Origin of the sequence: Lachnobacterium bovis (assembly GCF_900111325.1) — a bacterium.
GTDB lineage: Bacteria > Bacillota > Clostridia > Lachnospirales > Lachnospiraceae > Roseburia > Roseburia bovis_A.
This window is the reverse complement of record NZ_FOGW01000004.1, coordinates 218,472-245,079: the sequence shown is the minus strand read 5'-3', so window position 1 is coordinate 245,079 and position 26,608 is coordinate 218,472. Positions and strand designations below refer to the sequence as shown.

Genomic DNA, 26,608 nt, shown 5'->3' with positions numbered 1-26,608 from the left:
GATACAGGTGTATCTGTGTTATAGATTTATTTTTTTGTAAAAATTAATTAAGGAGGAGATATGCAAACTTCAATAAAAAAAATTAGAAAAGGAATTAAATTTACTTTAAAATATATTTTTTTTGTGGGCGCATATGTTGTAGGTGGTTATATAGGAATTTATTTGATGATGTATTGTCCTATTTGTGATTTGATATCGATGAGTAAAAGAGAACAAATAAATGTTTCAATCCTTTTAATTAGTTTATTGAAAATCCTTTTTGCAATTCCAATGGGTTCGATTGCGTGGGGAATTATGTATATGTTTTATAATTATTGTCGTGGATTCGACGATTGAGAAAATGGTTAACGTTTAAAGAAAATAGTTAACGTTTATAGAGAATGATTAACATTTATAGAGAATAGTTAACGTTTATAGAGAATGATTAACATTTATAGAGTATAATTAGCAGTTAGAAGTTTATAATTAGAGATACATTTTGAGGTGAAAGTATGATTTTAAGAGTTCCAGATTATTATGATGAATTTCATTGTATAGCAAGCAATTGTAGAGATTGTTGCTGTAGAGGTTGGGAAATTGATGTAGATGAAGAAACAAGGGATTATTATATGACAGTAGAAGATAGTCCTTTTGGAGATAAATTAAAATCCTGTTTAGGAGAAGCAGAAGATGGAACACCTATTTTTAAATTAAATGAAAAAGGAAGATGTCCATTTTTAAGTTCTGCTAATTTATGCGAAATTTGCATAAAAATGGGAGAGGAATCATTAAGTGAAATTTGTACAGAATATCCTAGATTTGCAATAGAATATGGTAATGTGTTGCAAAAATGTTTAAGTCTTGCGTGTGAAGAAGTTGGTCGTATATTATTCACTAAGCAAGATAAGATAAGTATTATTGACTATGAAGATAAATATGTTGGTAATGATTTAGAAGAGGATGAAACAGAAAAAGAAAGAATTAAATTCTTGGAAAATGTACAAAATAATCTTATAGAAATATTTGAAGATGATAGCCTTACTCTTGAAGATAGAAATATTAAGGCTTTAGCATATGGAAAATTTACTCAAGATCGTTTTAATATGGAAAACTATCAAATTGTAGATTTAAGAGATAAAGAATTTATTGAATTTGTCTCTAGTGATAGTGAAATTTCCGAATTAAAAAATATTAAAACAGATGGCGAACAAGAATTTTTAGCATACAAGTATAGATTTGCATTATTTGATGGTTTAGAAACTATAAATGAGAAGTGGATAGACTTTAAGAAAATTTTAAATGAAAAATATCCAGATGCAAATGTATACAATAATTTGATTGAAAACTTTAAAAACAGCGAAAGTTATAATGTATTTGATTTTGAAAAATTATCAGTGTATTTTGTGTTTAGATATTTTATGAATAGTGTATATGATAATAATATTTTATCAAAAGTAAAATCAGCTATATATTGTCCAAGATTTATTTTAGATATGGATGCATGTGTATTTGAGTGTAATGATCAAATTTATTCTAATGTTGACAGAATAGAGACAGTTAAGATGTTTTCAAAAGAAGTAGAGCATTCAGAAGAGAATGTTGAAATTATAGAAGATGAAATGAATTTTACAAAAATTGAAGATATCTTGATGTAGCACTTTACATTTTTTTTCATTAATAATATAATGGAAAACGTATGTGATAGATTACAAGGAGGAAATTATGTTAAATTACTGTTTAGTGAATGCATCACTAGTTAATTTGATTGGCATAATATTTACTTTTTTTGCTACATTTTTTGCATTAAAGTATTTAATGGATTTTTTACCACATGATCAGGGTAGAGCCTTTGCGGTAGATGGAGCAAAATCAGCGGGAAAACCAAGAGGTGCTGGTATAATATTTGTATTTACATTTGTTATAGGTGCATTGCTTGTGACTCGAATAAGTATAGAATTAGTTATATATTTATTGTTAGTTGTAGCCGAGATGTTTACTGGATATTTTGATGATGCAGCTGAAAAACCATGGGGAGAATTAATAAAAGGTATTCTCGATATGTGCGTTGCATTAGTTGTAGCTGGTGTTTATATTAAATTTAATGGATGTGAGGTTAATTTTGCTGTATTTGATGCAACAGTTAAATTCAATCCAATTTTATTTGCAATTCTAACAGTTGTTCTAGTGTGGGCATCAATAAATGTTACAAATTGCTCAGATGGAGTTGACGGACTATCTGCAACATTAACAACTATTACATTAGCTTCAATTTATATTTTAGATGAGATGAGAGATACATCGGATGATTTTAAAATTGTTATTGTTTTATTTATAATTGCTTTATTAGCTTATTTATGGTTTAACTCTACACCAAGTAAACTTTTGATGGGTGACGCAGGTTCAAGAGCAATGGGTGTATTTATTGCTATAGCAATTCTTAAGTCTCAAAGTCCTTTTATGTATTTATTATTTGCAATTGTGCTTATTTTAGATGGCGGATTAGGACTTGTAAAAGTTACATTAATTAGGACAATTAAAATAAATATTATGAAAAATATTACAACACCACTTCATGATCATGCTAGAAAGAAAATGAATTGGTCTAATACTCAGGTAGTTATGAGATTGGCTATAATTCAAATTATGGTTTCTGCATTAGCATTGTACTTGGTTAATATGTAATATAAAAAGTAAAGGAGTGACAGTTAAATATAATAACAGCCACTTCTTTTTTACTAGTTCTAGTTAAAAAAAATGGATTTATATGCTAGGAGGTAATTAATGGAAGCATATACAAGTTTTGCACAGGTATATGATATGTTTATGGATAATGTGTCGTATGAACAATGGACAGATTTTATATATGAACAGTTGCATAAACATGGTATAATTGAAGGAAAAATTTTAGATTTAGGCTGTGGAACAGGAAAAATCACTAGATTACTTTCGAAAAAAGGATACGATTTAGTTGGAGTAGATAGTTCTATAGAAATGCTTGAAGTGGCAGCAAATAGAAATGACTCTGATATAATGTATCTTCATCAAAACATTATAGATATGGATTTGTATAGTGATTTTAAGGCAGCATACAGTACTTGTAATTGCTTGAATTATATTCTAGAAGAGACAGATTTGTATAATGTTTTTCAAAGTGTCTATGAGCATTTAGAAAATAAAGGTTTATTTATTTTTGATTTGAATACTGAGTACAAATATAAAGAAATTTTGCAGGATAATACATATGCAGAAAATAGAGAAGATGGTAGCTTTATTTGGGATAATTACTATGATGAAGAAAGTGGTGTTAATGAATATCAATTAGCTTTGTTCATCAAGGAAAAAGAAAATTTATATAGAAAATTTGAAGAAGTACATTTTCAAAAGGCATATTCTTTAGAATTAATAAAAAAATTGTTAGAAACAAATGGTTTTACTATTTTAGAAATTAAAGATGAATATTCAAATGAAGATGCTATGGAAGATAGTGAAATTGTAACTTTTGTCGCACAAAAAGATTGCCATTAATAATTTTTATTGTTACATTTAGGAGGATTACATGAAGGATTATATAGTAAGAGCAACAGCAGCAGATGCAAGTATTAGAGCGTTTGCAATTAAATCAACACAAATGGTTGAAGATGCGAGGATAGCGCATAAAACTTCACCAGTTGCAACAGCGGCATTAGGACGCTTGTTAACAGGTGGAGCAATGATGGGGAGTATGTTAAAAGGTGAAAAAGATATTTTAACATTGCAAATTCAATGTGCCGGTCCAATTAAGGGATTAACAGTTACTGCTAATTCAAAATGTGAAGTTAAGGGATTTGTTATGAATCCAAATGTTGATTTACCACCAAATAAATTAGGTAAATTAGATGTTGGTGGAGCTCTTGATTTAGGTGTATTAAGTGTTATTAAAGATATGGGCCTAAAAGAGCCATATGTTGGACAATGCCAATTACAAACTGGTGAAATCGCAGAAGATTTGACATATTATTTTGCTACATCAGAACAGGTACCTTCAGCAGTCGGTTTAGGTGTTTTAGTTGATAAGGATCAGTCGGTCAAAGAAGCTGGTGGATTTATTATTCAGCTTATGCCTTTTACAAGTGACGAAGTTGTAGATAAATTAGAAGAAAAAATAAAAAATATTGCATCTGTTACAGAAATGATGGAAAAAGGAATGACACCAGAAGAAATTCTTGAAGAAATTTTAGGTGATTTTGGAGTAGAAATAACAGATACAATTGAAACAGGATTTGTATGTGATTGTTCTAAAGAGAAAATTGCTAGAGCAATTTCAACATTAAGCAAAAAAGATTTAGATAGTATTATTAATGATGGTGAAGAAATTGAAGTTAAGTGTCAATTCTGTAATTCCGCATATAAATTTAGTATCGATGATTTAAAGGAGATTAGAAAATCGTGAGAAATGGGTTTGTTAAGGTTGCAGCTGTAACACCAAAAGTAAAAGTTGCAGATGTAAAATATAATGGTGAACTAATTAGGGATATGATGAATGAGACAGCATCAAATGGTGCTAAAGTAGTTGTTTTTCCAGAACTATGTATAACAGGTTATACATGTGGAGATTTGTTTTTACAAGAACAACTTCTTGACTCTGCAAAAGATGAATTAAGAAAAATTGCAATGGAAAGTGAAACATTAGATGCTATATTTTTCGTTGGTTTACCATTAGAGTTAAATGGAAAACTATACAATGTTGTGGCTGCAGTTTCACGAGGTGATATTTTAGCACTTATTCCTAAGATTTATCTACCTACATATAATGAATTTTATGAGGGAAGATATTTCGCAAGTGGAAAAGGAATTGATGAAAAGTATATCTCTATTTCAGGAGAAGAAATACCATTTACAACTGATATTATTTTACAAAGTATTGAAATGCCAAAACTAAAAATAGCAGCAGAAATATGCGAAGATTTATGGACTCCAAACCCACCAAGCATTTCTCATGCATTATCAGGAGCTACTTTGATTGTGAATTTATCAGCATCAGATGAAGTTACAGGTAAAAGCTTATACAGAAAACAGCTTGTTGCAGGACAATCAGCAAGATTAATTTGTGGATATATTTATTGTTCAGCTGGAGATGGTGAATCAACAAGTGATGTTGTTTATTCTGCACATAATATCATTGCAGAAAATGGAAGTGTATTAAAAGAAGCAAAACGCTTTGCTAATGAAACTATTTATTCTGAAATTGATTTTGAAAAAATTGAAGAAGAACGTAGAAGAATGACAACTTTTGAGGTTAAGAATACACATAAAGTTGTTAAATTCCATGTTACTAAAGAAAAAACAGTTTTAACACGTTATATTGCACAGACACCTTTTGTGCCAAGTAATATTGAGTACAGAGATAATAGATGTGAAGAAATTTTACATATACAAGCAATGGGACTAAAGAAACGTTTAGAGCATACAAATTGCAAGAGCGTTGTTATTGGAATCTCTGGTGGATTAGACTCTACATTGGCGTTAATTGTTGCTGCAAAAGCATTTGATTTAGTCGGATTACCAAGAAAAAATATCGTTGCTGTAACTATGCCTGGATTTGGTACAACTGATAGAACATATGATAATGCAGTTAATTTAATTAATAAAATAGGTGCGACATTTAAAGAAGTTAGCATTGTGGATGCGGTAAATATTCACTTTAGAGATATTGAGCACGATTCTACAAAACATGATGTGACTTATGAAAATTCTCAAGCTAGAGAAAGAACTCAAATTCTTATGGATATGGCCAATAAATATGCAGGTTTAGTAATTGGTACAGGCGATTTATCTGAATTAGCATTAGGATGGGCTACATATAATGGTGATCATATGTCGATGTATGCGGTTAATGTGTCTATACCAAAGACATTAGTGCGTTATCTTGTGAAATATTATGCAGATACTTGTGAAGATGAAGTCTTAAGTAATGTGTTACTTGATGTTTTAGATACACCTGTTTCTCCAGAACTTTTGCCACCAGAAGATGGTAAAATTTCTCAAAAAACAGAAGATTTAGTTGGCCCATATGAACTTCATGATTTCTTTATGTATTATATTTTAAGATTTGGCTTTAGTCCAAAGAAAGTTTATAGACTTGCTTTAAAAGCGTTCGTTGATAAATATGATAGAGAAGTGATTTTAAAATGGTTAAAATCATTTTATAGACGTTTCTTTGCACAGCAGTTTAAGAGATCATGTTTACCAGATGGTCCAAAGGTAGGTACAGTTGCAGTATCACCAAGAGGTGATTTGAGAATGCCTTCAGATGCATGTGCAAGAATTTGGTTAGATGAAGTTGATGAAATAGAAGAATTATATAAATAAAATTATTTAAGAAATTAAATAAACAGAAATCTTACAAAGAGACAAAAAAGCATTATAAAGAACAACAAAAAGATTTATAAAAATGCAATTAAAAACAATATAAAAAAGGATTTAATGACTATGCTTGATAGTCATTGAATCCTTTTTTTTAATATAATTATAAAATTTTCACACCGGCTTTTTCACATTCTTTTAACATTTCGTCTGGCCAAATTGAACTTTGAACTTCGCCAATATGTGCTTTTCTTAAAAAGAACATACAAATACGAGATTGTCCAATACCACCACCGATTGTAAGTGGAAGTTCTTCGTTAATTACAGCCTTATGGAATGGTAATGTCGCTCTATCTTTACAATCAGCTTTATCAAGTTGAGAAAGAAGTGCATCTTTATCAACACGAATACCCATTGAAGAAAGTTCGAGTGCAATATCGATAACTGGATAGTATACAAGAATATCTGCATTTAATGACCAATCATCATAATCTGGAGCTCTTCCATCATGAGGTTCACCATTTTCAAGTTTGTCACCAATTTGTAAAATACATACAGCACCTTTGGCTTTAGCAATATAGTATTCTCTTTCTTTTGGTGTATTGTCAGGGAATAATTCAGCTAATTCTTCTGTAGTAATAAAATAAATATCTTTTGGTAAAATCATGTCAATATAATCATACTGAATGGCCATAAACTGTTCAGTTTTTCTAAGACATTTGTATACAGTTCTTACAGTTTCCTTTAAGAAGTCCATATTACGTTCTTCTTTTGAAATAATTTTTTCCCAATCCCATTGATCAACAAAAACAGAATGGATGTTGTCGAGATCTTCATCACGACGAATAGCGTTCATGTCAGTGTAGATGCCTTCACCATGAGAAAAACCATATTTTTTAAGTGCAAAACGTTTCCATTTAGCAAGTGAGTGAACAACTTCGGCTTCACGATCACCATCTGCTTTGATATCAAATGATACAGGTCTTTCATAACCATTAAGGTTATCATTTAATCCAGAAGCCTTATCAACGAATAATGGTGCAGACACACGAGTTAAATTTAGGCGTTGCGCTAGCATTCCTTGGAAGAAATCCTTTACAGTTTTGATTGCTAATTGAGTGTCATGCAAATCTAGTTCTGATTTGTAATCTTCTGGTAAAATTAAATTTTTCATAGTAGCTCCTTTTTATCTTTACTCAAGTTTATTTATTGATATCGGCATATATAATAATAAACATTTATAAGAATAAATCATTTTAATGTATTAAAGTCACAGAACAATAATAATATAATTATCCTAAAATTACAAGAGAAAAAATAAATTAAAACTATAAAATGTACATACTTTTTTGTGAATTTATGATATGATTATAATGATATTGTTATATATTAATAAAAATTTGAGAAAGAGGAAGAAAAATGAACAAAAGAGATATGACTAAATTTGATAAGTTTGTTGAAGCTATTTGTGCGTTATTATTACTTGTATCCATTTCTTTGCAAGTTGTGTTTTGTGTTATTCATAGTTTATCAATTTTTAGCCTTGTTATAAATATTTTAATTATAGTATTAATTTATATGGGATTAAGTATACTTTCTTGTTATCCAGAAAGAGTTAATGCAATTCCAGCAGAGATATGTTTAGGTAATATCAGACGATATTCCATTAAGATGATAAGATATGCTAAATTTATTTTTATTGCTAGTTTAGTAGTTCCTGAGGTGTGTGATCTTTTAGAATACAATTTAGGACAGTGGTATAGTTTTGTTGTAGTTGTCGCAATTCTTGCTGAAATAATTTTTTATGAAGTAAAAATCATTAAATTGATTCATTTAATAAAAAAATAAATATCGTGACAATGAAAAAAGAGTCCTGGGTCAAAGGACTCTTTTTTCGAAAGGGTTTTAGGAGAAAGGTATTAAGGAAAACTTTCAAAATAAGGAAAATTAGCAATATTACGAAACAATGATGACGAAATCTACATACTTAAATATTCATCACCCCTCGTTTCTAAACAGTATATCGGATACAAATAATAAAACTTAATGAAAAAAAATATATTTTTTTTAAAAAAATGACTTGACAAATAAAAAAGTTATATGATATAAAATTATTTAAAGATAGAAAAAAGCGTTGAAGGAGACTCCAAATTTTAGACGTCGACAGGAATACAACGTCACCGACTGAGAGCGTTGTTTGAAAGAGAAATTTGTGGGAACACTACCGGAGCTGATGGATTGAAAGAAATATGTTGATTAAGTTATAGACATATTAAGTAGGTTCGTTCGATTAGTATACGTTACATACTTTGAGTGGAAAGATAATTATTATTTTTCAAAGCGGGTGGTACCGCGGGAACAGTGTTTTCTCGCCCTTCTAGCATTTAGATGCTAGGGGGCTTTTTTTATAGAAAAAATTATAATTTCAACTAATAAATCTCAATAAATATATTAGTGTATTATATAAAACTAAATTAAAAACAAAAAAGATTGATAATCGGCATATATAATAATCTATTGTTGTAATTTAGAAGATTTTGTTTCCGTCCCGCACCTATGTAACTACAAAAAGTAGTAGAAAAGGAGAGTGTACAACATGGAGTTTGTTACAGAAAGAAAGGAAACATTATTAACAGAATTATGTGTAGATAAGATTGCACATTCAGAAATCAAAGATGATCAAAAAGTTAGTCTAAAAGGAACAATTCATACAATTAGAGACATGGGAGATGTTGCTTTTGTTATTATCCGTAGGAGAGAAGGCCTATTTCAATGCGTTTATGAAAAATCAATAGTATCTGATTTTTCAGAATTAAAGGAAGGCCAGGCCGTTAAAATCTCAGGGCTAATAAGAAGTGAAAAAAGAGCACCTCATGGATTTGAAATCTTGGTAAAAGAGGTATTGATTTATTCAACACCTAAAAAATCTATGCCATTACAAATTTCCAAATGGAAGTTAAATACTTCATTAGAAGCAAATTTAGATTATAGGGCTGTGGCTCTAAGAAATGTGAGAGAAAGAGCAGTATTTAAAATACAAGAGGGAATAACTCGTGGATTTAGAGATTATTTGTACAAACAAGGATTTACAGAAATACATACCCCTAAACTTGGAGCAAAAAGCGCAGAAGGTGGAGCCAATTTATTTAAATTAGAATATTTTCATAAACCAGCAATTTTGCAACAATCACCACAATTTTATAAGCAGATGATGGTTGGCGTATTTGATAGAGTATTTGAAACAGCACCAGTTTTTAGAGCTGAAAAACATAATACAAAAAGACATCTTAATGAATATACTTCTTTAGATTTAGAGATGGGATATATTGATAGTATGGATGATATTATGGATATTGAAACTGGTTTTTTGAAATACACAATTGAACTTTTAAGGAAAGATTATAAAAAAGAGTTAGACATATTATCAGTTGAACTTCCGGAAATAAAGGAAATACCTAGAGTAAGATTTGATGAAATAAAACGTTTGGTATCGGAAAGATATGATAGAAAAATTAAAAATCCATACGATTTAGAGCCGGAAGAGGAAGAATTGATTGGAAAATACATAAAAGAAAAAACAGGAAGTGATTTTGTTTTTGTTACTCATTATCCAACTAAAAAACGACCATTTTATGCAATGGATGATCCAACTGATCCAAAATTTACATTAAGTTTTGATCTTTTATATAAAGGCTTAGAAATAACAACAGGTGGCCAAAGAATTCATGACTATGAAGAACTCATTAAGAAAATGGAAAAAAGAAATATGGATAAAGAAGGAATGGAAGATTATTTGTCAATATTTGCGTATGGAATGCCACCACATGGAGGACTTGGCATTGGACTAGAACGACTTACAATGGAACTTATAGGTTTAGAAAATATTAGACAAGCCACTTTATTTCCAAGAGATCAAAGAAGATTAGTACCATAGCAAATATATAAGGGTGAATTACTAATAAATCACACCAAAAAATAATATCAGTATTAGGAGGCAAAAATGAGTACACATAAAATCACAGATGAAGTAATAGATTATGTTGGAATCTTAGCAAAATTAGAGTTAAATGAAAAACAACGTGAAAAAGCAAAACATGATATGGAAGAAATGCTAGAATACGTTGATAAATTAAATGAGTTAGATACAGAGAATATTGAACCGATGACGCATATTTTTCCAATAGAAAATGTGTTTAGAGAAGATGTGGTAACTTGTGGAGACGGTAAAGAAGCTACATTATCTAACGCACCAGAAAAAAAGGATGATGGATTTAAAGTCCCTAAAACAATTGAAGGGTAGGATGGAAAATGATTAGTATAGAGAAGATGACAGCAATTGAAATATCTAAAAATATAAAGAATAAGAAGATTAGTACTGTTGAAGTTTTAGATGAAACAATAAAACAAATTAAAGAAAAAGATGAAAAAATTAAAGGTTTTATTACTGTAGCAGAGGAAGAAGCGCGTAAACAGGCAAGTTTGATACAAGATAAAATTGAAAAAGGTGAATTACTTGGGCCACTTGCAGGTGTACCAATTGCGATTAAAGATAATATTGATACAAAAAATATAAAAACAACATGTGCATCAAAAATATTATATAATTTTGTGCCTACATTTGATGCTACAGTTGTTAAAAATTTAAAAGATGCAGGAGCAATTATAATCGGAAAAACTAACATGGATGAATTTGCCATGGGGTCAACTTCAGAAACATCAGCATTTGAAGTAACTAAAAATCCATGGGATTTAACTAAAGTTCCAGGTGGTTCTTCCGGTGGAACATGTGCAGTAGTTGCAAGCGGACAGGTGAGTTGTGGCCTTGGCTCTGATACTGGTGGATCAATAAGACAGCCAAGTTCATATTGTGGAGTTACAGGAATTAAACCTACTTATGGAACAGTATCGCGATTTGGATTAATTGCCTATGGATCTTCGTTAGATCAAATTGGACCAGTTGCTAAAAATGTTGAAGATTGTGCGACTATTTTAGAGACAATTTCTTCATATGACAGATTTGATTCAACATCAATGAGAAGAGACAAATATAATTTTATATCAGCATTAAAGCAGGATGTAAAAGGAATGAAAATTGGTATTCCAAAGGAGTATCTTGAAAAAGGTATTGATGATGAAGTTAAAGAAGCAGTATTAAAAGCAGCACAAATTATGAAAGAAAAAGGAGCAATTGTTGAAGAATTTTCACTTGATCTTGTAGATTATGCTATTCCAGCGTATTACATTATTGCCTGCGCAGAAGCAAGCTCAAACTTAGCTAGATTTGATGGCGTTAAATATGGCTATCGAACAAAAGAGTACGAGGGCTTACACGAAATGTATAAAAAATCACGTTCAGAAGGTTTTGGAGATGAAGTAAAAAGAAGAATTATGTTAGGATCTTTCGTGTTAAGTTCGGGTTATTACGATGCATACTATTTAAAAGCGCTAAAAGTAAAACGATTGATTAAGCAAGCTTATGATGAGGCTTTTGAAAAATATGATTTAATTTTAGGACCAGTTGCACCTACAACGGCACCAAAAATTGGTGAAAGTTTAAAAGATCCTTTAAAGATGTATTTGAGTGATATATACACAATTTCTGTTAATTTAGCTGGGTTACCAGCAATTTCACTTCCATGTGCATTGGATAAAAATAAAATGCCTATCGGAGTGCAATTTATAGCTAATTGTTTTGAAGAAAACAAGATGATTGCAGCAGGACATGCGCTAGAAAAAGAACTTTCAGAAAATTTTGTGCCAAATTTCTCATTGGTATAGCGTAATAAAAGTAGTTGATAGCAGAAAAATGCTGACTAGGAAAAGGAGAATTCTATGAGCAGAGAATATGAGACAGTGATAGGATTAGAGGTCCACGTGGAATTAGCTACAAAAACAAAAATATTTTGTGGCTGTAAAACAGATTTTGGTGGAGCACCAAATACACATACCTGTCCGATTTGTACAGGTATGCCAGGTGCGCTTCCAATTTTAAATAAAAAAGTAGTAGAATATGCAATGGCAGTTGGTCTTGCAACAAATTGTAAAATAACTAAACATTCAAAATTTGATAGAAAAAATTATTTTTATCCAGATAATCCACAAAATTATCAAATTTCACAGTTATATTTACCTATTTGTAGAGATGGAAAAGTAGAAATAGAAGTCAATGGTACTAAAAAATCAATTGGTATTCATGAAATTCACATGGAAGAAGATGCGGGTAAATTAGTACATGATGATTGGGAAGACGTATCAATTGTTGATTATAATCGTTCAGGAGTACCACTTATAGAGATTGTTTCTGAACCTGATATGAGAAGCTCTGATGAAGTGATTGCTTATCTAGAGAAGCTACGTCAAACAATTCAGTATTTAGGTGCTTCAGACTGTAAATTAAATGAAGGCTCAATGAGAGCTGATGTTAATATTTCGGTTAGAAAAGTTGGACAAAAAAATTTTGGTACAAGAACTGAAATGAAGAATTTAAATTCTTTTAAAGCTATATCTCATGCAATTGAAGGGGAAACAAAAAGACAAATAGAAATAATTGAAGCAAATAAAGAGGTGGTACAGGAAACTAGAAGATGGGATGATAATAAGGAAAGTTCTAAATCAATGCGTTCAAAAGAAGATGCTAAGGATTATAGATATTTCCCTGACCCAGATTTGCCACCAATTTATATTTCTGACGAATGGATTGAAAAAGTAAGAAAAAGTCAACCAGAACTTAGAGAAGAAAAATTAGAAAGATATAAAAAAGAGTTTGATATTTCAGAATATGATGCAACATTAATAACAGAATCAAAACATTTAGCAGATTTATTTGAGCAAACATCAGATATATGTAAAAAACCTAAAAAAGTTGCAAACTTTATTTTAGGTGAATTATTAAGATTATTAAAAGAAAAGGAAATGGATGATAGTGAGATTGACTTTTCAGTCGAACATTTTGCTAAACTCATTGAACTATTTGATTCTGGTGTGATAAATAGTACGGTATCGAAACAAGTTTTTGGAGAGATTTTCTTAAACGATGTTGATCCTGAAAAATACATTAAAGAAAAAAATTTAATGGTAGTAGATGATAATGGTACATTAGAAAGAATCATAGACGAAGTGCTTGAAGCTAATCCAAAATCAGTTGCAGATTATAAAGAAGGTAAAAAGAAAGCAATTGGATTTTTAGTAGGCCAAACTATGAAGGCAATGTCAGGAAAAGCAGAGCCAAGTAAAGTTAATCAGATACTTACAAAAAAATTACAATAATATAAGTTTGTTTTAATATTATATTAAGAAACGTATAAATACTAAGAAGTAAAAATAAGTTTTTTATAAAGATTCATTAAACTTTTATGAAAAATTTTCAGCTGTATTGACTGTGTAAAACTTAAAATATACAATAAATCTTGTGTGAAGAGTAAAGAGCTTTGCACAAGATTTTTTTAGAAAGAGAAAAGTTAATGTTTGGATATATAAATGTAAATACTTGTAATTTATCAGAAAAAGAAAAGAATCTATATGAAGCATATTATTACGGAATAGTTAAAGAATTACGTAGCAGAATCGGCATTAGGCAAAGAATAGTTTTTCGTTCAGATATGGCTTTTTTAAATATTTTACTTGAAGGAATATATGGGACAAGAACCAAAAAAGAAAAATATAATTTATTGAGATTTGCCCCATTTAAGATAGTTAGTAAAAAAGTAGTATATCGAGGAAAAATAACAGAGTATGTAGCTGAAATGAATATTGTTTTGGCATATCATAATTATTTAGACGATTGGCGAGATGAACGCTGTATATGTAAAAAATTATTTTGTGATTGTCTAAAAAAGGAATATTTAAAAATTGTAAAAAAATACCCACGACAAATAAAAGTTATAGAAAAAAATCTAATGCAATTATCCATTTATGAAAAAAATGGAGAAGATAACATAGAGTTGGTGTCTCAAACGGTTGGCGAAATGGTAGGTGAGATTTTTGCTTGGAAAGAAGACCAATATTATGAAGAATTAAAAATGCTAGGATTTTATATTGGAAAATTAATATATATTTTAGATGCTTATGTTGATTTTGAGTATGACATGAAGAAAAAATTGTATAATCCTTTAACAAAAATAAGGGAAGATGCAGGAAGTAAAGAAGATTTTGAGAGTATGTGTAAAATTTTTATGGAGTCTCTTAAACAAGAATGTAGTAAGATATATGTTAAATTGCCGATATTTATGCACAATGAAATAATCGAAAATGTTCTCTATTCAGGAATAATGTATGATTTAGGATAAAAATCGTAAAAAAGTTAAGTTTAGAGAATTTTAATTTTTTCTTTTGGTCTATTTAGAATTAAATGAATTCTTCCGATTAATAAATTGAATATAGTGAGGTTGTGATTTTGCGACAAGCTAAGGACAAAATAAAATTTTTTACAGAGAATATACTTTTTGGGTATTAGAATGTAGAAAGGAAGGGCTAGAGCTATGGTTGGTAGTGAGAGGGCGGTTTATTTTTTAAAAAGGCTCATGAATCAAAGATGGGAATATTTAGCGATAGGCTTGTTAGAAATTAATCGTGAAGAAGAGGATATTTTCCAAATTCTAAATGAAATAAAAGAAGAGGAAAAATTTAGAAAAGAATTAAATAAAAAAAGACAAATAAAAGTTTTGCTAGATTGTGAAGAAAATAAAGCAAGGCAGAGTCATAGATTTTTTACATGTAATCTTTCGGAAGATGGGAAAAAAGAGTATCAGTTTCTTGAGAGAGATAGAGATATTCCAGAAGGTATTTATAATGCAATAAAGGAGTATAAAGCAACTCATTAGGGAGAGGCTTATGCTCCTTTTTTATTTAATATATTTGAGTTAATCGAAATCAGAATCTGACAAATCATGTGCTCCAATATCAACAGTATTGAGTGTACGTCTTTTGCTACGAGCCTGTTCAGAGGCTTTTAAGATATAGTTCTTAATATTTCTAGCATGTCTAATATGAGAAAGTTTAAGAACGGAATCTGTAATATCACCAGTGTAACAGATAACAGTAGCCACGCCACATAGTCTTTCAAATAATGAAGTCGATAATTTAACATCTTGAATTTTATACATATAGCAGTCATCCTCGATGGTATTTAAAAGACCCTTGTCGATGGTAAGAACCGTTGGAGTGATTGTATATTTCGTAAATGTCCAAGGAAGACCAAGGAAAAGAATTCGTTTACGTTCTTTGAACATAATAGTATCCTCATTTGAAATTGAATCTTCGAATGAATTTTTGATTTTCATAAAGTTACCTCCTTGATTTGAGTCGCTTTGTAATAAAAACTTAACTATATAATAATTTTAAAGAAAAAATAAAAAATTGCAAGTTTTTTTTTATAAATACTACTTGAATTTTTTAATATGTTAGTATAATATTAATTGAAATGCAAGCTTAGCTTGGAGTTTATATATTTAATATTTAGGAGGCATACAATGCGACATTTAATGAGTCCTTTAGATTTTTCAGTTAGTGAGATTGATAGACTTTTAGATCTTGCTAATGATATCGAGAAGCAACCAAAAAAATATGCTCATGCATGTGAAGGCAAAAAAATTGCAACATGTTTTTATGAGCCAAGTACAAGAACACGTTTAAGTTTTGAAGCAGCAATGTTGAACCTTGGTGGTTCTGTTTTAGGTTTTTCAAGTGCAAATTCATCATCAGCGGCAAAAGGAGAGAGTGTCTCTGATACAATTCGTATTATATCGTGTTATGCAGATATTTGTGCTATGCGTCATCCAAAAGAGGGAGCACCATTAGTTGCTTCAGAAAAATCGAAAATACCCGTTATAAATGCCGGAGATGGAGGACATCAGCATCCGACACAGACTTTAACTGATTTATTAACAATTCGTTCTTTAAAAGGCCGTTTAGACAATATTACTATTGGTTTATGCGGTGATCTAAAATTCGGTAGAACCGTTCATTCTTTAATTAATGCATTAATTCGTTACGATAATGTTAAGTTCGTTTTAATTTCACCAGAAGAATTAAGAGTCCCTGATTATATCAGAGAAGATGTTTTAAAAGCAAATGATATTGAATTTGAAGAAGTTGAAACATTAGAAGAGGCAATGCCTGAGCTTGATGTACTATATATGACAAGAGTACAAAAAGAAAGATTTTTTAATGAAGAAGATTATATTAGATTAAAAGATTTTTACATTTTAAATAAGCAAAAATTAGCAGAAGCTAAAGAGGATATGCTAATTTTACATCCATTGCCAAGAGTGAACGAAATAGCAGTTGAAGTAGATGATGATCCAAGAGCATGTTATTTTAAACAAGCTCAATATGGAGTTTATGTTAGAATGGCATTGATTTTAACATTATTAGAGTTAGACAAAGAGTTTGATTATTAATAAATTAAAATTAATAAAATCAATTCGTGTACAAGGAAAGGAAATAATATGTTAAATATAAGCGGTATTCATGAAGGATTTGTGTTAGATCATATTCAAGCAGGAATGAGTATGAGAATCTATCACGATCTAAAATTAGATGAATTAGATTGTACGGTTGCAATTATAAAAAATGCAAAGAGTAGTAAAATGGGAAAAAAGGATATTATTAAAGTTGAATGTCCAATTGAATCGTTAGATTTAGATATTTTAGGTTTTATCGATCATAATATAACGGTTAACGTAATAAAGCACGATAAAATAGTTGAGAAGATGGAGTTACGTTTACCAAAACATGTAAAGAATGTAATAAAGTGTAAGAATCCAAGATGTATTACTTCTATAGAGCAAGAGTTAGATCATATTTTTATTTTAGCTGATTCTGCCAAAGAAGTTTATAGATGTAAATATTGTGAGGAGAAATATATCAATCCAAACCGTAGGAGGTAGAAAAATGGCATATTTTCCATTATTTGTAGAAATAAGTAAAAAAAAGTGCTTAGTAGTAGGTGGTGGCCAGATAGCGTTTGATAGAATAGCTGCATTGTTTGATTTTGGTGCACAGATTACCGTAATTGCGCCAAAAATTATTGAAGATATCAAAGAAATTTCTGGTGTTACTTGCATTGAAAGAGATTTTCAAGAATCTGACGTAGAAGGACAATTTATTGTAGTTGCTGCATCAGACAGTAAGGACGAAAATTCTAAAATTTCAGAAATTTGCAAACAAGTAGGAATACATGTAAATGTAATAGACAGTATTGAAGAAAGTACTTTTTTGTTCTCAGAATACATAAAACAAAGAGATGTTGTAGCAGCATTTACAAGTAGTGGAAAATGTCCTGTGATTGACAAATATATGAAACTTCAAAATACAAAAACTTTTGATTCATTTTTAGGAGAAATCAACGATTTGTTTTATAGTATCAAAAGACATGTTGATGAAGGAATACAAGATCCCGAAAAACGAATTTTAGTTTATGAAGATTTATTAGAAGCTTCTCTTATCCTAAGAAAAAAACCAACTATGGATCAAGTAGGTAGCGTTATTGAACATGTAAGTGAAAAATAATAATTTTGTGATGTTATAGCTTTTAAAAAAATGTTTCTTTGTCGATACAATGTATAGGTAGGTGTCTATAATTGTAATGGAGGGAGAAGCATGAGAGTTTTAATTGGCGGAATGATTTTTATGATTAAAAATGTTCAATTTCTAGATAATATGGTGTGTCTATATCCATTAGAAACCCCATTTTTATTTGAAGTACCATATGATGAAGATCATAATCAAGAGTATATATGTGATTGCTTACTTAATCGGGGATATCTCGCAATTGATTGGTTAGATGAGGTGAAAAAAGAGTATTTCTAATTTATAGTATGTGAGCAAGGGGAATATATTTGACTTTTGGAAAAATTATAACGTTTTTTAGGTGTATTGTGTCCTAAAAAACGTTATTTTTTTTTGAAAATAGCCGATAGTAGATTTAAGTTATGTGTAAATTGAAAGTGTAGATTTAAGTTATGTGTAAATTGAAAGTGTAGAGAATTAAGTTTGTTGTAGAATTAGAAGTTTTGCAGTGTTTTGATTTTTGTAGGAGGTATGTAGGTGACAAAATGCACAAAATTTAAGGGAAGTTTGTTGAAAAGAGTGTTATTTTTTGTGGCTCTATCATTTATATTTGTTTTTACAGCAAAACATTTATTTCTAGAGGAAATATATGTTAAGTTATATGGCAAAATTTCAGAAGAGATAGTATGGCTGTGTTATTACTTGAATATTTTGATTATTTTGCCGATTGTATATGTTTTTGTGCATCAGATGAATACTGAAATAGAAATCGACAATACATTCATATATGTAAAAAATGAAAGATTAATTCGACGCAAGAAAAAGACAAAAAATATTCCTATAAATTCAAGTGTTAAGTTCAGAGAAAGAATTTTTATGATTTTTGGATTAATTCCAATTAAGAGATATTACATAGAATATAATAATGAAAAAATTAGATTATCTTTTTATACAGAAAAAGAAATAAGTAGAATAGAAAGTTATTTATTAGCAAATGAATTAAATAGACAAAGAAGATTTAAAGAGATGAATATGTTTTAAGAAAACATATATTAACAAAGGAGGTAGAAAAATGAAATATGTGTGCGAGGTGTGTGGATATGTTTATGAGGGAGACAATCCACCTGAGGAGTGTCCAAAATGTAAACAAAAAAATGTATTTAAAGTCGTAAAGGAGAATAAGTATTCAGGAACAAAAACAGAAAAGAATTTGCTTGAAGCATTTGCAGGAGAATCACAAGCAAGAAATAAATACACTTATTTTGCTTCAGTAGCCAAAAAACAAGGCTATGAGCAGATTGCGGCTTTATTTTTAAAGACAGCAGATAATGAAAAAGAACATGCTAAGTTATGGTTTAAGGCACTTGGAATGTTAGGAGATACAGAAGAAAATCTTGAAGAAGCTGCAAATGGTGAAAACTTTGAGTGGACAGATATGTATGATCGCATGGCAAAGGAAGCTGATGAAGAAGGATTTCATGATCTTGCGGAGCAGTTTAGAGGCGTTGGTAAGATTGAAAAAATGCATGAAGAAAGATATCGAAAATTGCTTAATAATATAGAAATGGAAGAAGTTTTTAAGAAGAGTGAGGTTAAAGTGTGGGAGTGTAGGAATTGTGGCCATGTTGTAATTGGAACTAGTGCACCAGAAGTTTGCCCGGTTTGTAATCATCCACAGTCATATTTTGAAGTTCACGAAGAAAATTATTAATCAAAGATATTAAACAAAGATATCAAACAAAGATATTAAACAAAGACATCAAACAAATATATCAAATAAAGATATAAATAAAAATCATTTAATTAGAAACACTAAGTTAGAGGTTATAGATAAAGATACATAGGGAGGAAAATATATGTTATTTTACAAATGCGATTTATGCGGAAATTTTATTACTTTTTTAACAGATAAAACTGCAGCTACACCAGTTTGTTGTGGTGAGGAAATGAAAGAAATTGTTGCAAACACAGTGGATGCAGCAAAAGAAAAACATGTGCCAGATGTAACAGTTGACGGAAATAAAGTTGTTGTTAAAGTTGGTTCTGTTGAGCATCCAATGCAGGATAACCATTATATCCAATTTATTATAGTTGAAACAACAAATGGTTATCAGAAGAAAGATTTAAAACCAGGAGAAAAACCAGAGGCTGAGTTTGTGTTAGCTGAAGGAGAAAAACCTGTCGCTGTTTATGAATATTGTAATTTACATGGATTATGGAAAACAGATATTTAATAAAGAAATAACGTAGGCAATAAGTTAAGCAAGCAAACTAGAATATATAAATGAACTATAACGTTTTAAACAAACTAGAACGTTTAAAAAATTGAATAAGTTAAATTGATACTATAAGAGGTGGGTTAATTGTGAAAGTATTTTGATGAAAGTTTTCAGAAGATCCTTTGAAAATACATTAAAAAATAAATTAACTCACCTTTTTTATTTGTGTGATACTGCACAATAAGGGAATAAATTAAATTTATTTATCAAAACTTGAATGATTATACAATATGATATATAATAACATGTACTGTTTTAAAGCATATTGTAAAAAGAGGTAAAGGTGAGTTCATGTCTAGATTTGCTAACATTATAGTGGATATTTCCCATGAAAAATTAGATAAAACATTTCAGTATATTGTTCCTGATGAATTTCAAGATATTCTTGAAGTAGGAATGCTAGTTAAGATTCCGTTTGGACCACGAAAGATTAAGGGATATGTTATAGAATTGACTGATGTGGCAGAGTATGACATTACGAAGCTAAAACCTATTGCTGAAGTTGTTAAGGATGGAATTTCAATTGAGAGTAGGTTGATTGCGTTAGCTGCATGGATAAAGAAAAACTATGGTGGAACTTTTAATCAAGCATTAAAAACGGTTATTCCAGTTAAGCAAAAACAAAATCACATTATAAAGAAGACTCTTATACTTGCTACTGATGAAGTATATGCTAGAGAACAGTTGGCAATTTTTGAGAGAAAACATTATACTGCAAAAGCTAGATTGCTTAAGGCTCTTATAGAATTTAAAGAAATTGATCAAATAGAAGCAACGCGAAAATTGAATGTTTCAACTGCTGTTATAAGAAATTTAGAAGAAAATGGATTGTTAAAGATACAACAAGAAACTACGTACCGTAATCCGGTTAAAAACATTAGCAACAAGGGATATGATATTATTTTAAATGATATGCAAAAGCAAGTTGTAGATACTATCAGTCCAAGTATAGATAAGCTAGAACATAAAACGTATTTGCTAAAAGGTGTTACAGGAAGTGGTAAGACAGAAGTATATATGGAACTTATCGATAAAGTGATAAAAAGTGGTAAACAAGCCATTGTTTTGATACCTGAAATAGCATTAACATACCAAACAGTAATGCGTTTTTATAATAGATTTAGAGATTTAGTTTCAGTAATGAATTCTAAGCTTTCGCCAGGAGAAAGATATGATCAGTTTGAAAGGGCTAAAAACGGAGAAATATCTATAATGATAGGACCAAGATCAGCTCTTTTTACACCATTTAATAATTTAGGTATAATAATTATTGATGAGGAACATGAAAGTTCTTATAAAAATGAAACAATACCTAAATATCATACAAGAGAAGTGGCTATATACCGAGCCCAAAAAGAAAATGCTGTAGTTGTTTTAGGATCTGCGACACCTTCAATTGATAGTTATTATAAAACTAAAAGTGGTGAGTATGAGCTAGTTGAATTAAATCAAAGAATTGCTAAAAAACCATTACCTACATGCGAAATAGTTGATTTAAGAGAAGAACTAAAGCAGGGAAACAAATCAATTTTGAGTCGTAAATTACAGCAAAAAATAGAAGATCGTTTGCAAAAGAAACAACAAATAATTCTTTTTATAAATAGAAGAGGGTTAGCTGGGTTTGTTTCATGCCGTGCTTGTGGAGAAGTTATAAAATGTCCACACTGTGATGTGTCTTTGAGTCAACATAGAAATGGTAAATTGATGTGCCACTATTGTGGTTACACTATACCTATGCCTAAAGTCTGTCCGAGCTGCTCTTCAAAATATATAGCAGGATTTAGAGCTGGTACTCAGAAAATAGAAGAACTTGTTAAAAGAAGATTTCCACAAGCAAGAGTTCTTAGAATGGATTTTGATACCACGCGTAAGAAGGATAGCTATGAACAAATTATTTCATCTTTTTCAAAACAAGAGGCTGATATTTTAATTGGAACACAGATGATAGTAAAGGGACATGATTTCTCAAATGTAACTTTAGTAGGAGTCCTAGCAGCAGACCTTTCGCTTAATACAAGTGATTTTAGAGGCGCAGAAAGGACATTTCAGCTGTTGACACAAGCAGCAGGTCGCGCAGGAAGAGGAAAAGAATTAGGTGAGGTTATAATACAGACTTATGAACCAGACCATTATGCAGTTAATCTTGCTTGCCAACAGAATTATGTAGATTTTTATGAAAAAGAAATTTCTTATAGAAGACTTATGAGGTATCCACCAATATGGAACATGTTAGTTATTATGTGTTCTTCAAAAAATGAAGACATTGCAAATGCTTCATCACAGGATATTACAAATGAGCTTCATAAAAAAATAGATAATCCAAGGGAAGTTCAAATTATAGGACCAGCTGATGCGGTTATTTCAAAAATAAATGATACATATAGAAAGGTCATATATATTAGAACCGAAGAGTATTCAAAACTTGTAGAATTTAAAGATTATATTGAAAATTATGTGAGAGATAATAAAGATTTTTCACGAACAATAGTACAATTTGATTTTAATCCCATAAGTGGATTTTAAGGAGGAAAAAATAATGGCACTTAGAACAATTAGAACAGAAGGAGACCCAGTACTTAATAAAGTATGTAGAGAGGTAAAAGAGGTAACTCCAAGAATTAGCGAATTAATTACAGATATGTTTGAAACAATGTATGAAGCAAATGGAGTAGGATTAGCAGCACCTCAGGTAGGAATTTTGAAAAGAATCGTAGTTATTGATACAGGTGATAGTGGAGCATTAGCAATGATTAATCCTGTAATCGTTGAGACAAGTGGTTCACAAACTGGGGATGAAGGTTGCCTTAGCGTTCCAGGAAAAGCTGGTTGCGTAACAAGACCTAATTATGTTAAAGCACAGTTCTATGATGAAGAAATGAATTTATGTGAAATAGAAGGAACAGAATTGTTAGCAAGATGTATTTGCCACGAATTAGATCACTTAGATGGACACCTTTACGTTGAAAAAGTTGAAGGAACTTTAAAAAGTGTAGAATATGGTGAATATGAAGAGTTGGAGGACTAATTTTTAATGAGAGTAGTTTTTATGGGTACACCAGATTTTGCGGTACCATGTTTAGAGAAAATAATAGAAAAAGGTCATGAAGTTTCTTTAGTAGTTACTCAACCGGATAAACCAAAAGGAAGAGGAAAAAATTTATGTTTTCCACCGGTTAAAGAGTGTGCTTTAGAACATGGAATAGAAGTTTTTCAGCCACGTAGAGTTAAAGAAACAGAGTGTGTTGAATATATTGCAAAATATAATCCAGATATTATAGTTGTTGCAGCATTTGGACAGATTTTACCAAAAAGCATTTTAGATATGCCAAAATATTGTTGTATTAATGTACACGCTTCACTATTGCCAAAATATCGTGGGGCTGCACCTATTCAATGGGCTGTTATAAACGGTGATGAAGTATCAGGTGTTACTATCATGAAAATGGGAGAAGGTCTTGATACAGGTGATATTATTACTAAAAAAGAAATTAGATTATCAGAAGATGAAACTGGTGGAAGTTTATTTGATAAACTTGCAAATGTTGGTGCAGAATTATTAGTAGATACAATGGATATTATTGAATCGGGAAAGGCTGTATTTACTCCACAGGATAGTGAAGCAGCAACTCATACATCAATGATAAAAAAAGATTTAGGTAATATTGATTGGAGCAAATCTGCAGTTGAAATTGAAAGATTGATTAGAGGACTTAATCCTTGGCCAAGCGCTTATACTCTTTTAGATAAAAAGACATTTAAAATCTGGAAGGCAAAAGTTTTAGAATCTTCAAATGAGCGTGAACCTGGATGCATAGTAGAAGTTACAAAGGATACTATTAAAGTTCAAACTGGTGATGGAATTCTTTCATTAGAAGAAGTTCAATTACAAGGTAAAAAAAGAATGGATACTGCATCATTCCTTCGTGGATATGATGTAAAAGAGAATACATTTTTACAAATGGTTTAAGTCTAGATTAGAAATATGCTAAAGTGTAAGAAATTACATTTTAGCATTTTTATGGAGGAATAAAATTGGCAAGTAACGTAAATACCAGGGAATTAATCCTTGATATTCTAATTGAAATAATTGAAAAAGAAGAGTATTCGCATATAATTTTAAGACAAGTTCTTGAAAAATATCAATATTTAGATAAAGTAGATCGAGCCTTCATAACAAGAATAACAGAAGGAACACTAGAAAATTTAATAAAAATTGATTACATTATTAATCAATTTTCAAAAGTTAAAGTGAAAAAAATGAAACCACTCATAAGAAATATTCTTAGAATGAGTGTGTATCAATTATTATATATGGATTCAGTTCCAGATTCAGCTGTTTGTAATGAAGCAGTTAAAATTGCAAAAAAAAGAAAATTTAAGCAGTTATCGGGATTTGTAAATGGCGTTCTTAGAAATATAGCTAGACATAAAACAGAAATTAAATATCCTAATAAATATAAAGATACAATCAAATTTTTATCAATTTTTTATTCAATGCCAGAGTGGATTGTTAACAAATGGGTTGAATCTTACGGAAAAGAAAAAACAGAAGATATTTTAGTTAATTTTAATACACAAAAACCTCTTACAATTAGAACTAATTTAACTAAAACTACACCGGAAGAATTAAAAAAAGAACTAGAACAAGAGAATATTAAAGTGACTCAAATAGAAGCTACAAAAGATAATAAAAATCTTAGCAAGTATGCATTTGAAATTGAAAACTTTAATTATTTAAATTCAATAAAAGCCTTTAAAGAAGGAAAGTTTTATGTACAGGATTTAAGTTCTATGATGGTAGCAGAATATGCGATGCCACAAAAAGATGACTATGTAATTGATGTATGCGCAGCACCTGGTGGAAAGAGTCTTCATATAGCAGAAATGCTAGAAGGAACAGGTACAGTTGAAGCACGCGATTTGACAGAGTATAAAGTTGAATTAATAGAAGAAAATATACGACGTCATCAAGCAACAAATGTTAAGGCAATACAGTGGGATGCGACACAATTGGATGAAAACGCAATTGATAAAGCTGATGTTTTGATTTGCGATTTACCATGTTCGGGACTTGGAGTTTTAGCTAAAAAACCTGACATAAGATATAGAATGTCATTAGAGCAGCAGGGAGAATTAGTAGAATTACAAAGACAGATTTTATCTAAGGTAATAAATTATGTAAAACCAGGTAAGAATATGGTTTATAGTACATGTACAATTAATCCAGATGAAAATGAAAAGAATGTTCAATGGATTTTAGACAATTATCCACAGATGAAATTGGTTGAAATGCAACAAATTTTTCCAAGCAGGAAATGGCATGATGGATTTTTTATAGCAAAATTTAATAGAACTCTTTAAAAATTTATAAATAAATAGTAAACTATAAGTATGAAGTATTCATACTATTCAAATACGTTACAAGGAGATATAGGTCAATGGAAAAGACAGATATTAAGTCTATGAACCTAGAAGAACTTATTTCTTTTATGGAATCAATTGGCGAAAAGAAATTTAGAGCTAAGCAGATTTATCAATGGTTGCATCAAAAGAATGTTGACACATTTGAAGAAATGAGTAACTTATCTAAAGCACTTAGAGAAAAATTAGATGAAACTACATATTTGACTAGCCTAAAAAAAATCGATGTTCAGATTTCAAAATTAGATGGAACTAGAAAATATTTATTTGCGTTAGCAGACGGAAATGTGATGGAAAGTGTGCTAATGAAATATAAGCATGGTAATTCTGTATGTATTTCATCACAAGTAGGTTGTCGAATGGGATGTAGATTTTGTGCATCTACGTTAGATGGCTTAGTAAGAGGTCTTACACCTGCTGAGATGATAGATCAGATTTATCAAATCGGAAAAGATATAGGAGAAAGAATCTCAAATGTTGTAATTATGGGTACAGGTGAACCTATGGATAATTTTGACAATTTAATCAAATTCATCGAATTATTAACAGATGAAAATGGTTTAAATATCAGTCAAAGAAATTTAACAGTTTCTACATGTGGATTAGTACCTAGAATGAAACAATTAGCAGATATGAAGTTGCAAATAACACTTGCACTTTCTTTGCATGCTTCAAATCAAGAAAAAAGAAAATCACTAATGCCAATCGCTAATAAGTATGATATTACAGAAGTAATAGATGCGTGTAAGTATTATGTAAATGTTACTAAACGAAGAATTACTTTTGAATATAGTTTAGTTGGTGGAGTTAATGATACAGATGAAGATGCTAAAGAACTTTCTGCCTTAGTAAGAAACATCAATTGCCACATTAATCTTATTCCGGTTAATCCAATCAAGGAAAGAGATTATGTGCAATCTAATGCAAAAGTTATATCGGCTTTCAAGAATAAACTTGAAAAAAATGGAATAAATGTTACTATAAGAAGGGAAATGGGCCGAGATATAGACGGAGCTTGCGGTCAGCTTCGTAAAAAATATATTGATCGAAAATAAACAACATAGAATAAATATAAACTA

27 protein-coding genes are annotated in these 26,608 nt (G+C 30.1%); 25 read left to right on the top strand and 2 right to left on the bottom strand.

What is annotated here, in order from left to right; all coding sequences use genetic code 11:
- Positions 1 to 60 precede the first annotated feature (60 nt).
- The 6 genes from BMY79_RS01105 (at position 61) to BMY79_RS01080 (ending at position 6,327) form a co-directional block, all read left to right on the top strand.
- Complete coding sequence (locus tag BMY79_RS01105; protein WP_027422387.1) at positions 61 to 336, top strand: hypothetical protein; 276 nt, start codon at positions 61 to 63, stop codon at positions 334 to 336.
- A 155-nt stretch (positions 337 to 491) separates the two neighbouring features.
- A complete protein-coding gene (gene fliB / locus BMY79_RS01100; RefSeq protein ID WP_074730310.1) occupies positions 492 to 1,634 on the top strand; it encodes a flagellin lysine-N-methylase in 1,143 nt (380 codons plus the stop codon).
- Between the two features lie 67 nt (positions 1,635 to 1,701).
- Complete coding sequence (locus BMY79_RS01095) at positions 1,702 to 2,661, top strand: MraY family glycosyltransferase (RefSeq protein WP_022749703.1); 960 nt, start codon at positions 1,702 to 1,704, stop codon at positions 2,659 to 2,661.
- A gap of 99 nt (positions 2,662 to 2,760) precedes the next feature.
- Positions 2,761 to 3,504, top strand: a complete 744-nt coding sequence (locus BMY79_RS01090) for a class I SAM-dependent DNA methyltransferase (RefSeq protein ID WP_022749702.1) — start codon at positions 2,761 to 2,763, stop codon at positions 3,502 to 3,504.
- Positions 3,505 to 3,535: 31 nt separating this feature from the next.
- Positions 3,536 to 4,408 (top strand): Hsp33 family molecular chaperone HslO, encoded by an 873-nt coding sequence (hslO, locus tag BMY79_RS01085; protein WP_022749701.1) that lies wholly within the window; start codon positions 3,536 to 3,538, stop codon positions 4,406 to 4,408.
- The gene (locus BMY79_RS01080) at positions 4,405 to 6,327 is read left to right on the top strand and encodes an NAD(+) synthase (protein WP_022749699.1); all 1,923 of its coding nucleotides are present in this window, start codon (positions 4,405 to 4,407) and stop codon (positions 6,325 to 6,327) included. Before hslO ends, BMY79_RS01080 begins: the two co-directional genes overlap by 4 nt.
- A 157-nt stretch (positions 6,328 to 6,484) precedes the next feature.
- Here BMY79_RS01080 and asnA read toward each other — a convergent pair whose 3' ends face one another.
- Entirely contained in the window at positions 6,485 to 7,495 is a 1,011-nt protein-coding gene (gene asnA / locus BMY79_RS01075) for an aspartate--ammonia ligase (protein WP_022749698.1), read from the bottom strand.
- A 245-nt stretch (positions 7,496 to 7,740) separates the two neighbouring features.
- On the opposite strand from asnA, the gene BMY79_RS01070 reads away from it, so the two are divergent.
- The 7 genes from BMY79_RS01070 to BMY79_RS01040 all read left to right on the top strand — a co-directional run bounded on the left by BMY79_RS01070 (position 7,741) and on the right by BMY79_RS01040 (position 15,140).
- Positions 7,741 to 8,169 carry a hypothetical protein gene (locus BMY79_RS01070; RefSeq protein WP_022749697.1) on the top strand — a complete coding sequence of 143 codons (429 nt, stop codon included), beginning with the start codon at positions 7,741 to 7,743 and terminating at the stop codon, positions 8,167 to 8,169.
- A 748-nt stretch (positions 8,170 to 8,917) separates the two neighbouring features.
- Entirely contained in the window at positions 8,918 to 10,255 is a 1,338-nt protein-coding gene (gene aspS / locus BMY79_RS01065) for an aspartate--tRNA(Asn) ligase (RefSeq protein WP_074730309.1), read from the top strand.
- A 66-nt stretch (positions 10,256 to 10,321) separates the two neighbouring features.
- Positions 10,322 to 10,621: an Asp-tRNA(Asn)/Glu-tRNA(Gln) amidotransferase subunit GatC gene (gatC, locus tag BMY79_RS01060; protein WP_029067002.1), complete on the top strand. Its 300-nt coding sequence runs from the start codon at positions 10,322 to 10,324 to the stop codon at positions 10,619 to 10,621.
- Positions 10,622 to 10,632: 11 nt separating this feature from the next.
- Positions 10,633 to 12,099: an Asp-tRNA(Asn)/Glu-tRNA(Gln) amidotransferase subunit GatA gene (gatA, locus tag BMY79_RS01055; RefSeq protein WP_420358869.1), complete on the top strand. Its 1,467-nt coding sequence runs from the start codon at positions 10,633 to 10,635 to the stop codon at positions 12,097 to 12,099.
- A gap of 54 nt (positions 12,100 to 12,153) precedes the next feature.
- On the top strand, positions 12,154 to 13,587 hold the full coding sequence (gene gatB, locus BMY79_RS01050; RefSeq protein ID WP_027422391.1) for an Asp-tRNA(Asn)/Glu-tRNA(Gln) amidotransferase subunit GatB: 1,434 nt from the start codon (positions 12,154 to 12,156) through the stop codon (positions 13,585 to 13,587).
- Between the two features lie 194 nt (positions 13,588 to 13,781).
- Positions 13,782 to 14,606, top strand: coding sequence for a DUF5685 family protein (locus tag BMY79_RS01045; RefSeq protein ID WP_022749690.1), 825 nt, complete (start codon positions 13,782 to 13,784; stop codon positions 14,604 to 14,606).
- 192 nt (positions 14,607 to 14,798) lie between these two features.
- Positions 14,799 to 15,140 carry a hypothetical protein gene (locus BMY79_RS01040; RefSeq protein ID WP_022749689.1) on the top strand — a complete coding sequence of 114 codons (342 nt, stop codon included), beginning with the start codon at positions 14,799 to 14,801 and terminating at the stop codon, positions 15,138 to 15,140.
- A 39-nt stretch (positions 15,141 to 15,179) separates the two neighbouring features.
- Here BMY79_RS01040 and BMY79_RS01035 read toward each other — a convergent pair whose 3' ends face one another.
- Entirely contained in the window at positions 15,180 to 15,599 is a 420-nt protein-coding gene (locus tag BMY79_RS01035; RefSeq protein WP_074730307.1) for a PH domain-containing protein, read from the bottom strand.
- A gap of 189 nt (positions 15,600 to 15,788) precedes the next feature.
- Between BMY79_RS01035 and pyrB the strand changes: the two genes are divergently transcribed.
- From pyrB to rlmN, 12 genes are all read left to right on the top strand, one after another.
- Entirely contained in the window at positions 15,789 to 16,718 is a 930-nt protein-coding gene (pyrB, locus tag BMY79_RS01030) for an aspartate carbamoyltransferase (protein WP_022749687.1), read from the top strand.
- A 48-nt stretch (positions 16,719 to 16,766) separates the two neighbouring features.
- A complete protein-coding gene (locus BMY79_RS01025; protein ID WP_074730306.1) occupies positions 16,767 to 17,207 on the top strand; it encodes an aspartate carbamoyltransferase regulatory subunit in 441 nt (146 codons plus the stop codon).
- A gap of 4 nt (positions 17,208 to 17,211) precedes the next feature.
- Positions 17,212 to 17,829: a precorrin-2 dehydrogenase/sirohydrochlorin ferrochelatase family protein gene (locus BMY79_RS01020; protein ID WP_022749684.1), complete on the top strand. Its 618-nt coding sequence runs from the start codon at positions 17,212 to 17,214 to the stop codon at positions 17,827 to 17,829.
- A gap of 90 nt (positions 17,830 to 17,919) precedes the next feature.
- A complete protein-coding gene (locus tag BMY79_RS01015; protein ID WP_022749683.1) occupies positions 17,920 to 18,129 on the top strand; it encodes a hypothetical protein in 210 nt (69 codons plus the stop codon).
- Between the two features lie 237 nt (positions 18,130 to 18,366).
- A complete protein-coding gene (locus BMY79_RS01010; protein WP_022749681.1) occupies positions 18,367 to 18,870 on the top strand; it encodes a hypothetical protein in 504 nt (167 codons plus the stop codon).
- A 31-nt stretch (positions 18,871 to 18,901) separates the two neighbouring features.
- Positions 18,902 to 19,540 carry a rubrerythrin gene (gene rbr / locus BMY79_RS01005; RefSeq protein ID WP_022749680.1) on the top strand — a complete coding sequence of 213 codons (639 nt, stop codon included), beginning with the start codon at positions 18,902 to 18,904 and terminating at the stop codon, positions 19,538 to 19,540.
- A 145-nt stretch (positions 19,541 to 19,685) separates the two neighbouring features.
- Positions 19,686 to 20,063 (top strand): desulfoferrodoxin family protein, encoded by a 378-nt coding sequence (locus BMY79_RS01000; RefSeq protein ID WP_027422393.1) that lies wholly within the window; start codon positions 19,686 to 19,688, stop codon positions 20,061 to 20,063.
- A 336-nt stretch (positions 20,064 to 20,399) separates the two neighbouring features.
- Positions 20,400 to 22,631, top strand: coding sequence for a replication restart helicase PriA (priA, locus tag BMY79_RS00995; protein WP_029067003.1), 2,232 nt, complete (start codon positions 20,400 to 20,402; stop codon positions 22,629 to 22,631).
- 13 nt (positions 22,632 to 22,644) lie between these two features.
- Positions 22,645 to 23,133, top strand: a complete 489-nt coding sequence (def, locus tag BMY79_RS00990; RefSeq protein ID WP_022749676.1) for a peptide deformylase — start codon at positions 22,645 to 22,647, stop codon at positions 23,131 to 23,133.
- A gap of 6 nt (positions 23,134 to 23,139) precedes the next feature.
- Positions 23,140 to 24,075, top strand: coding sequence for a methionyl-tRNA formyltransferase (gene fmt / locus BMY79_RS00985; RefSeq protein ID WP_022749675.1), 936 nt, complete (start codon positions 23,140 to 23,142; stop codon positions 24,073 to 24,075).
- 65 nt (positions 24,076 to 24,140) lie between these two features.
- A complete protein-coding gene (gene rsmB / locus BMY79_RS00980) occupies positions 24,141 to 25,469 on the top strand; it encodes a 16S rRNA (cytosine(967)-C(5))-methyltransferase RsmB (protein WP_027422395.1) in 1,329 nt (442 codons plus the stop codon).
- Positions 25,470 to 25,546: 77 nt separating this feature from the next.
- The gene (gene rlmN / locus BMY79_RS00975) at positions 25,547 to 26,584 is read left to right on the top strand and encodes a dual-specificity RNA methyltransferase RlmN (RefSeq protein ID WP_074730305.1); all 1,038 of its coding nucleotides are present in this window, start codon (positions 25,547 to 25,549) and stop codon (positions 26,582 to 26,584) included.
- Positions 26,585 to 26,608 lie beyond the last annotated feature (24 nt).